Annotated in this window: 14 protein-coding genes; 5 read left to right on the plus strand and 9 right to left on the minus strand. The window is 54.4% G+C overall.

What is annotated here, in order from left to right:
- The first annotated feature begins 35 nt into the window (after positions 1-35).
- Together ACR0CW_RS14380 and ACR0CW_RS14385 are read left to right on the plus strand one after the other, a co-directional pair.
- The gene (locus ACR0CW_RS14380) at positions 36-626 is read left to right on the plus strand and encodes a TetR/AcrR family transcriptional regulator (protein WP_480788312.1); all 591 of its coding nucleotides are present in this window, start codon (positions 36-38) and stop codon (positions 624-626) included.
- A gap of 168 nt (positions 627-794) precedes the next feature.
- Complete coding sequence (locus ACR0CW_RS14385; RefSeq protein WP_155149318.1) at positions 795-1,049, plus strand: DUF1289 domain-containing protein; 255 nt, start codon at positions 795-797, stop codon at positions 1,047-1,049.
- A gap of 1 nt (position 1,050) precedes the next feature.
- Here the strand turns inward: ACR0CW_RS14385 and ACR0CW_RS14390 are convergent, their stop codons facing one another.
- From ACR0CW_RS14390 to ACR0CW_RS14400, 3 genes are all read right to left on the minus strand, one after another.
- Positions 1,051-1,521: a Dps family protein gene (locus ACR0CW_RS14390; protein ID WP_155149316.1), complete on the minus strand. Its 471-nt coding sequence runs from the start codon at positions 1,519-1,521 to the stop codon at positions 1,051-1,053.
- Positions 1,522-1,632: 111 nt separating this feature from the next.
- Entirely contained in the window at positions 1,633-2,079 is a 447-nt protein-coding gene (locus ACR0CW_RS14395; RefSeq protein WP_480788313.1) for a hypothetical protein, read from the minus strand.
- Positions 2,080-2,214: 135 nt separating this feature from the next.
- The gene (locus ACR0CW_RS14400) at positions 2,215-2,430 is read right to left on the minus strand and encodes a hypothetical protein (RefSeq protein WP_480788314.1); all 216 of its coding nucleotides are present in this window, start codon (positions 2,428-2,430) and stop codon (positions 2,215-2,217) included.
- Positions 2,431-2,953: 523 nt separating this feature from the next.
- Between ACR0CW_RS14400 and ACR0CW_RS14405 the strand changes: the two genes are divergently transcribed.
- The 3 genes from ACR0CW_RS14405 (at position 2,954) to ACR0CW_RS14415 (ending at position 7,239) form a co-directional block, all read left to right on the plus strand.
- The gene (locus ACR0CW_RS14405; protein WP_480788315.1) at positions 2,954-3,607 is read left to right on the plus strand and encodes a TetR/AcrR family transcriptional regulator; all 654 of its coding nucleotides are present in this window, start codon (positions 2,954-2,956) and stop codon (positions 3,605-3,607) included.
- A gap of 122 nt (positions 3,608-3,729) precedes the next feature.
- Positions 3,730-5,034, plus strand: coding sequence for an MFS transporter (locus ACR0CW_RS14410; protein ID WP_480788316.1), 1,305 nt, complete (start codon positions 3,730-3,732; stop codon positions 5,032-5,034).
- Between the two features lie 24 nt (positions 5,035-5,058).
- Complete coding sequence (locus tag ACR0CW_RS14415; protein WP_480788317.1) at positions 5,059-7,239, plus strand: TonB-dependent receptor; 2,181 nt, start codon at positions 5,059-5,061, stop codon at positions 7,237-7,239.
- A gap of 97 nt (positions 7,240-7,336) precedes the next feature.
- On the opposite strand, the gene ACR0CW_RS14420 is transcribed toward ACR0CW_RS14415, so the two are convergent.
- The 6 genes from ACR0CW_RS14420 to ACR0CW_RS14445 all read right to left on the minus strand — a co-directional run bounded on the left by ACR0CW_RS14420 (position 7,337) and on the right by ACR0CW_RS14445 (position 12,023).
- A complete protein-coding gene (locus tag ACR0CW_RS14420; protein ID WP_480788318.1) occupies positions 7,337-8,182 on the minus strand; it encodes a TonB family protein in 846 nt (281 codons plus the stop codon).
- Positions 8,179-8,592, minus strand: coding sequence for an ExbD/TolR family protein (locus tag ACR0CW_RS14425; RefSeq protein WP_480788319.1), 414 nt, complete (start codon positions 8,590-8,592; stop codon positions 8,179-8,181). Before ACR0CW_RS14425 ends, ACR0CW_RS14420 begins: the two co-directional genes overlap by 4 nt.
- Positions 8,567-8,938: an ExbD/TolR family protein gene (locus ACR0CW_RS14430; protein ID WP_155149305.1), complete on the minus strand. Its 372-nt coding sequence runs from the start codon at positions 8,936-8,938 to the stop codon at positions 8,567-8,569. Before ACR0CW_RS14430 ends, ACR0CW_RS14425 begins: the two co-directional genes overlap by 26 nt.
- Before the next feature lie 4 nt (positions 8,939-8,942).
- Entirely contained in the window at positions 8,943-9,896 is a 954-nt protein-coding gene (locus tag ACR0CW_RS14435) for a MotA/TolQ/ExbB proton channel family protein (RefSeq protein ID WP_480788320.1), read from the minus strand.
- A gap of 270 nt (positions 9,897-10,166) precedes the next feature.
- Positions 10,167-11,228, minus strand: a complete 1,062-nt coding sequence (locus ACR0CW_RS14440) for a siderophore-interacting protein (RefSeq protein ID WP_480788321.1) — start codon at positions 11,226-11,228, stop codon at positions 10,167-10,169.
- A 12-nt stretch (positions 11,229-11,240) separates the two neighbouring features.
- On the minus strand, positions 11,241-12,023 hold the full coding sequence (locus ACR0CW_RS14445) for an ABC transporter ATP-binding protein (protein WP_480788322.1): 783 nt from the start codon (positions 12,021-12,023) through the stop codon (positions 11,241-11,243).
- Between the last annotated feature and the right edge of the window lie 2 nt (positions 12,024-12,025).

Raw genomic sequence — 12,025 nt, forward strand, 5'->3', positions numbered from 1 at the left:
GTAAACACATCTTTTTACTTTTTGAGATGAGAATCGTGAAACGCACTGAAAAGAAAAGAAAATATATTATCGATGCGGCCATCGAGGAGTTCCGAGAGCAAGGATTTCTGGGGGCTAAGACGACCACGATCGCCAAGAATGCGAACGTATCAAGTCGCACGCTGTACAATCATTTCGAAAGCAAAGAGGCGCTGTTCGAAGCGATTTCCGAGATCATGATCGAGCGCAACTGGAGCATGGAGCCGGTGCCCTACGACCCAGATCACGACTTCGTCGAGCAATTGAAGGACGCTCTTTGGCGCTACATTGAGGTGATCACGGAAGAGACCGCGCTCGGATTGAACCGGATGGTCATATCTGAACTAATCCGTGACCTTGATCGATCCCGGCAGTTCTTCACTGAATCCGCAACCCATGACTACCCGATAACAAGGCTGATCAGCGAAGCCATGGATGCAGGTGTAATCCGTCAGGCCGACCCGGTCTTCGCGACCAACCAGCTTCTTGCACTAGTTAAAAACTTCTTCTTCTGGCCAGAGTTCTTCCTTGGCGAAAACCCTACGCCCAAAGAGATAATGGACGATTGCATCGCAATGTTTATGGCACATTACAAACCGAAAGATTGAAGCCAGTAGCTGCTGGCTGCTTTAGATTGATTTTGATTACACTAAATGTTGTGACACACCCGGATTAATGGAATGCCTGCTCGACAAAATTAGTGAACTGGACCATTAGCTTCTGATCAACCAGCCACACGCCGCAGATTCAGCCAATCGTATAAGCGAGTATCAGTGATGAGCAAAAAAGTCCCGTCACCCTGTATCGATGTTTGCAAGTTCCGCCGCGAGGGGCATTGCATCGGGTGTTCGATGACAAAAAGCCAAAAGAAGCTTTTTAAATCGATCAAACGACCCGATCAGCAGGAGGCGTTCATACAGATGCTGATCTGTCAGCAGGAAAAAATGGGCCGGTACACCCATTGGGGACCGGCCTATCTGAAAAAGCTGAAAAAGAAGAAGGCCAAAGTAAACATCACTCTGGCCAAATAGGTCAGCGCAGGTGCGAGCGCAGGAACCACGCGAATTTCTCGTGGGTCTGACCGCGGCTGATGCACAGATCTTCGGTTAGTGTATCGCCATGTTCGGCCGCAAGCTCACCACAGCCCGCGAGGGTTGATGCAAGAGTTTCCTGAGCGTCCAACATGATCTTGATCATTTCCTTGTCAGAAGCGTCACCTTCGTGTTCGCTTACCTTGGATCGTTTGAGCATGCCGGCCAGCGTGCCTTCTGCATGCGCATCCAGGGCCTTTACACGTTCGGCCAGATCATCCTGTGCTACGAAGTGATCCTCGTAGATCTTCTGGAAAAGCTCGTGCAGTGGGCCAAACGCCATACCGGTTACGTTCCAGTGAAAGTTCTGGGCGAGCATGGTTGTCACGGCTGTTTCCGCGACAGATTGGTTCAAAGCGTCTGCAATGGCCGCACGGGAATCCTTGGTGAGGTCAATAGCTGTTTGGGTCATAATACTTCCCTTGATCCTGCTTGTTACAATGCTGATTTGAGGAACAAATACAGCGCTCCTCTCCATATCTAGAGGATCAGGGAATTTTTCCAAGTACTTTTTAGAATAATTCTAAGTCCGATGAAATTGCTCGGAAATTGAACGGATTAGAAAGGCCAGGTTTCGTTGTGTCCAGCGCGGAACGCGTGATTGAATCAGAAACCGAAAGCTGTGGTCATCATTCTGTTCAACAGCTTCGAACAAACGTCCAAGCCATGCCTCGTCAAACGAAAGATCGGTTGTTCCAGGCCTATAAAACACCGGCCGATTTGAGACAGCCTGTCTGAACCCGCGCATGAGCGTTTCCGCATGGCGCATCTTTGCGTCTGCAGGATCAGCCAGCAGCAGTGCACAAGCTTGCTCAAGATCAACGCGTGCGGCTGATCTGCTTCGGCGGGCCACTATCCGAAGATGATCAATAATACGCAGCGACCGCTCCGACATCGTGGGAACAGGAGGCGTATAGGCGTATTCTTCAATTTTGAAACCGATTGCCTGCATCACGTGGGACCGTTTCATTACTCTGACACTCTCAGGTGCCACCATCGTAACCTGACAATAGTAGTAAGGTATAGTTTCATCAAGTAGCGTTACAGATTTTTTGGAACAGGTCTTCAGCGCTTTAGCAGTTTTCGGGTTTGTCCGCCTCGGCATCTAGAGTCGCGTGAAACGGAAAAGAAGCTTCCAATTTGAATAGACCTCAAGGCGATCCACGTCTGTTGGGAAGTAAGCGCTTGGCCCTTCCAAGGGTATGAAGGCGTTTGCCATGAACCGACTGACCGAAACTTCAAACCCTGCATCCCGAAATGCTGTGGCAATGTCCTCGGTGCTATGATCCGGCACTTCGATGTTGGAAAACTCTTGTATCATCGGACGCCAGCTAGCCCACAATGGGCTGTCCCTGTGACAGCAGGTTACTGCGTAATAGCTACCGCTAAGTTCGGTACATTGCCGCCTACGATTATCAACCCGACCATGTCCCATTCTTAGTGCGGTACGTATATGTGCGCGTATATACCGGGGACGGTGAACTCGACTGTCAGTTCCTCGTCAATCGCAACATTCCATGGGGCGGTGCATTCAGGGATCATTCCGCGCTTTGAGGCTGAGTTATAACCAGCATCCGTTACAAGAAATGTGACTGCGTCTCCGGCTTAAATAATCAGACTTAAGGGTTCAAACACATTGGGAGTTTCGTGATACTCCATTAGGCAAGACTGCATGTCCCTCGAACAAAGCATGATTGTGTTTTGCTTCCGACTTGATACAGCAAAAGAACATGTGCTCAACCGGACAATCCGGGAATTCAACCGCGACAGAAGCTCATAGCAGTGGCCGAAAGAAACGCGCTCTGCTACAAAAATTGAGCAAAATTCGTTCTTTAGCTGAGATCATGCCAGATTCCCAGAATTCCTCTGTTTCCCCGCGCAAAGCAGCTCAACAACTGCGGTCACAAAAGAAGGTCGAGACCATTCTGGAAACGACTCTGACTTTGTTAAAAGAAGGGCCTGCAGACCGGGTGACCACCAATGCGATCGCAGCACGCGCAAATATTAGCATCGGCAGCCTCTATCAGTTCTTTCCCAACAAAGAGGCCATTTTTTATGAACTTTTCAAACGCTGGCTTGCTCAGACGCTAAATGCGCTGGATGAGGCCGGGCAGGCGCTTCAGGACGGACTGTCCAAAGAAGAATGCATCGACGCAATTCTTGTGGCACTGGCCGGTCATCCCGAGATTAACTCGCGCGGGCATTGGCAATTGCGCCGAGCCATGGGCAGTTCGCGCGAATTGGCCGAATTGGAGGCGCAACATTTGCAGCAGATCCTTGAGCGTATTGTTGGGCTGCATGCGAAAATCAGCGGCCACCCGCCCGCCGCGCTTGGGCAGGAGCTGGCTCTGTTACAGAATCAGATCACCATAGCCTGTTTGCAGGTATTGGCCATGACTGACGACTCGCCAAACCGCACGCGGATTCTGGGTTGGTGTAAGCGAATGATGATGCTGGCCTTCGATTTCCCAGAATTAGACGGCAAGAAGAGATCGTAATTATCATATAAAACAATCGTTTATTCAAAAATATGAGCCACAGCTCATTTTTCTTGTAAACCTGAGTAATTCTGTCTAGTTTCGCCGCGGTTTTCACCTGCAAGCAAGGCGTTCGGTCAGTAATGTCCAGGTTAAATACGATTTTCCTAACGAACCAGACGGTCCAGTCGCCGACGCCGGATCGCCTTGATGCGCGTGTGTGGTTGACGCTTGTTGGGCTTTACGTGGCTCAGGCTATCCCGATCTATTTTGTCGCCGCTGCGTTGCCGCCGATCCTTCGGGCTCGCGGTGTAGACCTGTCCTTGATCGGCGGGCTGGGGATTCTGATGCTTCCCTGGGTTATCAAACCTCTTTGGGCACCGTTGATCGACCGCCTGTCGCGCTATCGAGGAATTGGGCGCAAGGGGGTCATCATAGGCACTCAGTCAATTGTTCTGCTGACGATTATCGCCTTGTCGCAGCTTGACCCGGTTCGGGACATCAGCCTGTTCTTTCCGCTTTTGTTAACAACAGCGTTTGCCTCGGCGACGCAGGACATTGCAACCGACGGATATGCGGTCGAGCATCTGCCCCCGCGATACCAGTCGGGCGGAAACGCTATTCAAAGCGGTGCCGTTGCCGCAGGTGTTTTGATTGGCGGATCCGGCACCTTGTTCCTGTATGACATCGTCGGGTGGCAAACTGCGGTCCTGACCGCAGGTGCACTTTCTTTGGCGGCAGTAGCGGTTTCAGTGATAGTTCCAGAGGCACTGGGAAAACGAGAAGGTGGAAGCGAAAAGCAGAAACCCGGGTTGCGCCATTTTTTCACGCGACCCGGTGCTTTAGCGGTTTTTGCATTTGCAGTGATATTCAGGCTCCCTGAGGGGCTGATAAAAGCGTTGGAGCAGTCTTTTCTGGTTGACGCGGGCCTATCCCTGTCCCTGATCGGCTTGATATCCGGCGGGTCGGCTGCTGCCGTAGGCCTGATGGGCGCCTATCTAGGCATGGTCGTGATCAAGCGCCTTGGGCTGGCACCATTCTTCGCGGTGTTGATTGCCGGTCGCACACTGATCTTCGTGCTATACGGAACTGCCGCTTTGTACGGTTTGCCGTACGAAGCGTTGATAGGCCTGTCCATGCTGAACACGTTTAGCCGTTATATGGAAATTGTGGGCCTGTTCACCGTGTTCATGCGCGTTTCGTCGCTGTCACAGGCGGGAACGAATTTTACGATACTCTCGAGCGCCAACCTGCTTGTCTACATGGTCGGTTCAATGGCCGCTGGGGTCGTGGCGCAGGCCTTCGGATACGCTTTTGTTTTCTGGCTCGCTTGTGCGTTGTCATTCGTCACGGGGGGTATCGCCCTCGTTCTTCTTTCGAAATCACAGATCAGGCAGGTTGCACCCACCCAGGATCACTCTTCCACCCGGGTGCCCTCACCGAATTAACTCACACACAAAAGGAACAATCTGATGGGACAGAAACGCGTGCTGCGAACCAGCGCGGCCCTTACCGCTTTGCTCAGTGCTTCACCAGCCATCGCGCAGGACAGCGCGATCGAAGAAGATCTGTTGACGCTCGAGCCAATCACAATCTCAGCCTATCGCAGCAATGCCGACACCTCGACTATTCCGGGTACGGTTCAGGTCATTACATCAAACGATATCGAACAGCGTATCCTGCAGGGTGAGTCCCTCGAGCAGATATTGTCGGATTTCGTGCCCGGCCTCAGCGTGTCGAATGGCACGGTGTCCGGGGCCAGCCAGACGCTGCGCGGGCGAAACATCCAGATTCTGATTGATGGGGTGGCGCGCACAAGTGAACTGCGGGGCTTCGACCGCGAACTGGCTTTAGTTGATGTCAATTCAGTCGAACGGATTGAGATCGTCAAAGGATCGAATGCCCAATACGGGAATGGTGCTACTGGCGGTACGATCAATATCGTGACCAAGCGAGCAGGTGATGCCACCCAAACAACAGTCTTCACCCGATTGTCGGCACAGGGAGAAAGCGTATCAGACTCGTTGGGATATGAGATCTTTGCCGCTCATGATCAGCGTGTCGACAATATCGGCCTGCGGCTTGAACTGAGTGCTGAAAGCATCGGTGATCGTTTTGACGGGGCAGGGCGACGGCTCCCGTCGGACCCGCTTGTGGGTCAAGGCGGTGGGGATAACAGTGATATCTACTCGCTGGGACTGGCTGCTGATTACGAAGTGGGCTCGCATCGGTTCGACCTGCGCTTTGATGCTAACCGCTTCAAACAGACCCCGGATTTCTTCACTGATTATCTGACTGATCCGGTCAGCGTTGATACGGCTCAACCCTATACCGGTCAGCCGATCAAGGATGAAACACAGGCTTTGACGCTGCGCTATCTGAATTCCGATCTGGCAATTGGCGAGCTTGAGATTCAGGGCTACTACACCGACAATAAACGAACCGCGGCTTTTGTACCTGCTGGTGTTGCCAACCCGCTGTACTATCCGGTTTCACCTACTGACCCAAGGCAAAAGCCCAACGCGCAAACCCGTCTGGATACAACCACTTATGGTATTCGCACCACAGTGCGCAGCGACCTGAGTCAGCTTGCGTCCGGAGCGAAACTGACCTGGGGCGTTGATATCGGCAAAGACGATGTCAATCAGGCATTGCTGGATGGGACCGAAGTCATTGCCCCAATGGATCAACGCAGCATTGCCGCCTTTGTGCAGTTTGACATTCCGCTTGGTGAGAAGTTCGATCTGTCGGGGGGTGTTCGCTATGAACGCTTCGACCTGTCGGTTCAGAATTTCGTTCGTCCTGACGTCGTCCAGTTGACGCCAGCGGGTGCGCGCCCATTGCCAGCGGTAAACGTCACAGGCGGAAACTTTGACTACGATGCGACTGTCTTTAACTTCGGCGGTGTCTATCATCTGACTCCGAGTACCGAGATATTCGCTGGTTTCTCTCAGGGTTTCTCTCTGCCGGACGTAGGCGCGTTTACCCGTCGTGCGATGGCATCTAACCCTCTCGTTCCTGGTCAGACCGTATCCTATGCTGCGATCGGACCCGAGGCTCAGATTGTCGACACCTATGAGATCGGGGCCCGTCATACCGGTGGTGCGTTCCGTATCGAAGCGTCGGCATTTTTCGCCACATCGGACGAGGGCACGGTGTTTAATTCGGCCACCAACGCCATCACGCAGCAGAAAGAGGAAACCTGGGGCGGAGAGATCATCGCGGACTACCAAGTGAATGCGGCCTTCAATGTCGGACTGTCTGCATCCTTCACCGAAGGTCGTTTCGACAGCAACAACGACGGCGAAGTGGACAGCTGGCTGCCCAACAACCGTATCGCAGCACCGGTCAAAGCAACGCTGTATGGTGATTACGTCTTTGACAATGGCCTGCGTGTGGCGGGAGAGATTGTCTACACCGGCAAGCGGGATAACAAGGGTTACACCCTTGTCGAAGATACAACCACGGTCAACGCGCGTCTGGCGAAACAGATTGGTCTGGGCGAATTCAGCTTTGCCGTCGACAACCTATTCGACACCAATCAGTTGAACCCGACAGCCAGCTCGGTTCGCACAAACCCACTGACCGGGCAGGATATTCCTGTGGCAGCCGAAGGGCGCAGGTTCTGGGCAGGATACTCGGTGACTTTCTGACCTGACGGCTCTGCACCATCTAAATCGATACAGCCGCCGTATTCTTACGGCGGCTGTTTTCTACACGAAGCTGTCGTAGCCTCACGGTGATTGTCGTTCAGCGCGGTTCTAGCCTGATCAAAACGGAAAAACTAAAATTGTTGCCCTGCAGGTTTTTAGGTGCTTTCGGGAACCGCCCAGCACGGGTTACTGCCTTCAGGGCAGCGTCATCCAAAGCCGCGATGCCTGAAGATTTTCGGATGCCATGGCTTAACAGCTTTCCATCGCGTGATACGTGCAGCTCGATGGTTACTCCACCGCTGGCTTTGGTTCCGCGCGGAATGCGCTTGCTCCGGTCGATACGCGCCCGGATTTTCGCGCCCCATACTGCCTGCAGCTTCGCGTTCTGGCCCGGGTTACCCGTAGTCGCGTTGGCACTTCCTGTCCCTGCCTGCGCCGCTCCGCCCGACCCGGCTGCCACCTCTTTTTTTCGACCGGATGATGTTGCCTTGGCTTTCTGGGCTTGCTCAGGCTTAGCCTCTGGCGGTCGGGGCTTTGGCCGCGTGTCAGATGATACCTTGATTTCGGGTTCAGGTATTGGGGGCGGAGGCGGCGGTTGGATCGCGTCCGGATTGAAATCATTCAGGCTGTCTGGTGGCGGTGCCGCCAATCGCATTTCTGGACGAGGGGCCGGGCTTGTATCTATTTGCGGAATGGTGGTCGCCAACGAGGTCGGTTCCCTCGGTGCAGTCAGTGGTGTTTGAATTTTCGGCACCGTGACAGGCGGACGCTCCCAGGTTTCGACCATCTCAGCGACAGTGGCCGCGGCGGCCTTTATGGACACTATGGCTTCACCACCGCTACCGCCGGATTGCTGGCTGGACTCTGGTCTCTGCGCAAAGGCCAGCACATGCACCATCAAGGCGAGGGCGACAAATGCAAGGATCTCCAGCGTTTGTTTCATTGCGAAGTCACAATCAATTCAACGCGGCTCAGACCAGCGGATGTGAGGTCTTTCAACAATTTGGCCAGTACGTTCGCCTCCAGCTCAGCATCCGCACGGAGTTGAATGATCGGATCCGCCTCGCTGATGCTCACGAGTGCTTGCAGAGCCGCCTCGGCCTCATGCCCCTCAAATGAGACTTTTCCAGACTTGTCGACATACAGGATGCGTTCGACTTGCGGTTCCGTTTCAGAACCGGCAAGGGGCGGGGTAACTTCGAATGGTTCAGGTTTGGCCAGGTTCGAGGTCATCAGAAAAAAGATGAGCAGCAAAAAAACCACGTTGATCATTGGAACGATGGATTCAGATCGCTGTCTGGTCGGGGGTGGTGAAAAGTCCATCATGTCACTCGACCAAAACCACTGAAACATACCCGGCTTGCCGCAGGTTTTCGGTCACCGTTACAATACGTTGCAGGGTTGCACTGTCCTTGCCGCGCAGCACCAGCATGTCGGATGGAGATTGCATCAGCGGTGCAAGCGATTGGGCAATATCGTTGGTTTCTATGCCGTTAAGCGTTATGCGATCCGGGTATACATCGATCAGGCGCGGCGGGCCGGTGTATTCACCGCCTGAGCCAACCAACGGCAACGGTAGCATGGCGTCCGCGCCAAACCGCGATGCCAGCATGAAAAAGACCAGCAGCAGAAACACCACATCGATCATCGGCGTGAGACTTGGTTTGCGCCGGGGTCTGGCTGGTGGTGCGAATTGCATGCGTCTACTCCGCCGCCAGTCTGATCTCTTCGGGTTGTTGGGAAACAAACAGCCGGGTTGCTCCATCCTCGACATCTCGGCGAATGCGGTCGATCACGGCTTCGAACCACGTAAGTGCTGCCGATGCGGGAATGGCAACTGCCATACCTGCAGCCGTTGTCAAAAGCGCTTCCCAGATGCCGCCGGCCAACAGCGCAGGATCGGCGCGGTTTCCAGCCTGCTGAAGAGCTTGAAACGCAGCAATCATGCCCAGAACGGTTCCGAGAAGACCCAGCAACGGTGCAATGGTCGCAATCAGCTCCAGAGCCCGAAGGCCAGTTCCTGCCTGTGCAATCTCACGCTTGGCGACCCGGGCGGTTTCTTCTCTTGCGCGGTCTTCCGACAGTTTGCGGATCGAACGGATGGCATGGGCCACCACTTTCGAGCGAATGCCTCTGCGGCCGCTGACAGTGGACAAAGCGCCTTCGGTGTCGCCGGCTTCGAATTTCGCAACAGCTTGCCCGGCTTTTCCACGCGACCACGCCCCGATCAGGGCCAGACGCCAGATCTTCCACAGTATCAGCGCCAGAGTAACGACCGACAGGGCGGCTATTGCCCAGATCGACGGTCCACCGTTCTTGAGGAATTCTGCTGCCTTGCCGGATGCATTCTGCGCAGTCAGCCAAATGTCTGCATCCTGCGGGATTTGAGCCTGCGCACTTTGGATATCTGAGTCAGCTTCTAAAATGTCGGATTCAAGAGCGGAATCCGCAGGTAGTTCTTCCAATGCCGATGCTGGATTGCCAGCCAACGGTGCAGGCGCATCGCCTTCGGGTGTGTCTTGAGGATTTGCCACTACCGGGGGCGGAGCTTGCAGCGAACTCGGAAGTTCCGGTGTTGTCGGTGCGGCCGTGCTTTGGGCAAAACCTGCAACGGGAATGGCGAGGAAAGCAGCCAGTATGATCGAGTTGGTTTTCATAAGTGGCTCCAGTAGGCCGAAGTGTGTTTCGGGGTGGCGGAGTCACCTGAGACTGGCGAGATCACCCCGGATGTCAGCACAAGACGCCGAGGGACCAAGATCCCGCCGGCTTCAATTGAGTTTTCTGTGAGTTGGCTGAATTGCGGTACATGAAAGCGCAATCTGGCTCGGGTCTGCAGACCCGGTTTATAATTCCGTAGAATTCCCGTATGATTTTGTCAACATTGGTAAATTTCAATTGCCTCAGTGGCCACTTGCCGCTCAAGTGGCTCAGTCTGTGGTGCCCGGCTGGCTCCAATAAGCGGCGATATAGGCACGTGCTGAATCGCCATTCCTTGCCTTGTATTCTGCCCGTACCCGTTGGACATCGGCCTTTTCGCACGCAAACCACAGAAAGTGGTCCGGAAACTCTTCCATGGCGGTCAGGGCAATATCCGCCAGGCTGTGTTCGTCGTTCCGATCCAGCCAGGTGACCGACACACCCGGTGGTGCCGTCAGCGAATAGGCGCAGTTGGCCCCGTTTTCTGTTAGTGCTGTTACATGCCCTAACGTGTCTGCAGGCAGAGCCTCAAGGATACGCGCCATCGCGGGCAAGGCGGTCTCATCTGCGAACATCAGAATTCGATTGGTTTCAGGAATCCCACCCCCTCCTGGCCCTACAACAGCAACCTGCGCGCCAAGCTCAACACTCCGGGCCCATTCCGTCACGCGACCGCCTTCGTGGACGAACACGTCGAAGTCCATCAGCCCCTGTGCATGGTCGATCCAGCGCGTCGTATAAACTGGGCGATGCAGGGCTTTGTCTCCCTTTGGCCATACCGTTGCACCGCTTTCGGAGACGTAAGGCCATTCGACATTTTCAGAGTCTTTGGGCGGCAGAACGATGCGAAAGTGGATGGCGTCATCCTTAAAACTGGACAATCCGCGGGCTTTGACCCGGACCCGGACAAAAGACGTGCCAACCGGCGTGACGGCCTGAACCGTCGCAAAGTGGAAATTGGGTGGCAGACCCCCAGCTTGATCCGCATCAGACCAACGAATTTTCTCTTCAACGCCGGGTAGGAAATGGGCCAGGTGTTCGACCAGTTGCTCTTTGAGCATGAACAACCAATCTTGCTTGGCTGCAGTCACTTTGAATGTGACACCGCCTTTGGCAGCCTCAATACAGTAGCAGCCGAACGGGGTTTCCAGCGTCACCCGCGTATCCTCGTTTTCGAGAACGGGCAGATCGTGTTCTTTCGCTTCGTGCAGCATGATCTGCCGCATGGTGTTGAAGTCCAGTTCGGCAACATGTGTTTCGGCATTCAGTGAAAAGTCGGGCCGGATTGTCATAGGAATCTCCTCTCAGGCCGGAATGACATGGGGTGAGCCGTGGACTGGATCCGCGATCACAGTGCAGGGCAGAGCAAAGACGCTGTCCATATTCGCCTCGGTGATCACCTCTGCCGGAGATCCTGCGCGATGCACGCGACAATCTTTCAACGCGATGATGTGATCGGCGAACCGGGCGGCAAGGTTGATGTCATGCAGAACCATTGCCACGGTTCGCCCCGTCTCGCGATTGAGTTTCTGAACCAAGGTCAGCAGTTCGATCTGGTGCGGCAGGTCGAGATAGGTGGTTGGCTCGTCCAGCAGCAGGATGTCGGTATCCTGCGCCAACGCCATCGCAATCCATGCCCGTTGTCTTTGACCACCAGAGAGGGCCTCAAGAGGTCGACCAGCATTGTGTACCATGCCGGTTTGCTCAAGCGCGGTCTCAACTGCAGTCGCGTCTTCTTGTGACCATTGCTTCAGTGCGGATTGGTGCGGGGTACGTCCCCGGATAACCAAGTCGCGAACTAATAACCCTTCGGGCGCGGTGGGCATCTGCGGCAGGATTGCCAGACGCCGTGCCACGGATCGGCTGTTCTGCTTATGAATGGCTTTGCCATCCAGAACGACCTGCCCCTTGTTGACCGGCTGCAGCCGGGCCAGAGATCGCAGGAGCGTGGACTTTCCACAGGCATTAGGTCCAACAATTACGGTCAGCTTGCCGTCCGGTATGTCGGTATGCAGCTCTTTCAACACAGGTGTTTTGCCGAATGAGACGGATATGTCCCGTGCCGAAAGGCGACAAGGCTGGGTCATGT

This window comes from Ruegeria sp. CH6 (genome assembly GCF_056537005.1).

Excerpts from the sequence above, each read along its gene's own strand:
- ACR0CW_RS14385 (WP_155149318.1), top strand. The coding sequence starts at position 795 with ATGAGCAAAAAAGTCCCGTCACCCTGTATCGATGTTTGCAAGTTCCGC.
- ACR0CW_RS14390 (WP_155149316.1), bottom strand. The coding sequence starts at position 1,521 with ATGACCCAAACAGCTATTGACCTCACCAAGGATTCCCGTGCGGCCATT.
- ACR0CW_RS14395 (WP_480788313.1), bottom strand. The coding sequence starts at position 2,079 with ATGAAACGGTCCCACGTGATGCAGGCAATCGGTTTCAAAATTGAAGAA.
- ACR0CW_RS14400 (WP_480788314.1), bottom strand. The coding sequence starts at position 2,430 with ATGATACAAGAGTTTTCCAACATCGAAGTGCCGGATCATAGCACCGAG.
- ACR0CW_RS14405 (WP_480788315.1), top strand. The coding sequence starts at position 2,954 with ATGCCAGATTCCCAGAATTCCTCTGTTTCCCCGCGCAAAGCAGCTCAA.
- ACR0CW_RS14410 (WP_480788316.1), top strand. The coding sequence starts at position 3,730 with ATGTCCAGGTTAAATACGATTTTCCTAACGAACCAGACGGTCCAGTCG.
- ACR0CW_RS14415 (WP_480788317.1), top strand. The coding sequence starts at position 5,059 with ATGGGACAGAAACGCGTGCTGCGAACCAGCGCGGCCCTTACCGCTTTG.
- ACR0CW_RS14420 (WP_480788318.1), bottom strand. The coding sequence starts at position 8,182 with ATGAAACAAACGCTGGAGATCCTTGCATTTGTCGCCCTCGCCTTGATG.
- ACR0CW_RS14425 (WP_480788319.1), bottom strand. The coding sequence starts at position 8,592 with ATGTTTCAGTGGTTTTGGTCGAGTGACATGATGGACTTTTCACCACCC.
- ACR0CW_RS14430 (WP_155149305.1), bottom strand. The coding sequence starts at position 8,938 with ATGCAATTCGCACCACCAGCCAGACCCCGGCGCAAACCAAGTCTCACG.
- ACR0CW_RS14435 (WP_480788320.1), bottom strand. The coding sequence starts at position 9,896 with ATGAAAACCAACTCGATCATACTGGCTGCTTTCCTCGCCATTCCCGTT.
- ACR0CW_RS14440 (WP_480788321.1), bottom strand. The coding sequence starts at position 11,228 with ATGACAATCCGGCCCGACTTTTCACTGAATGCCGAAACACATGTTGCC.
- ACR0CW_RS14445 (WP_480788322.1), bottom strand. The coding sequence starts at position 12,023 with ATGACCCAGCCTTGTCGCCTTTCGGCACGGGACATATCCGTCTCATTC.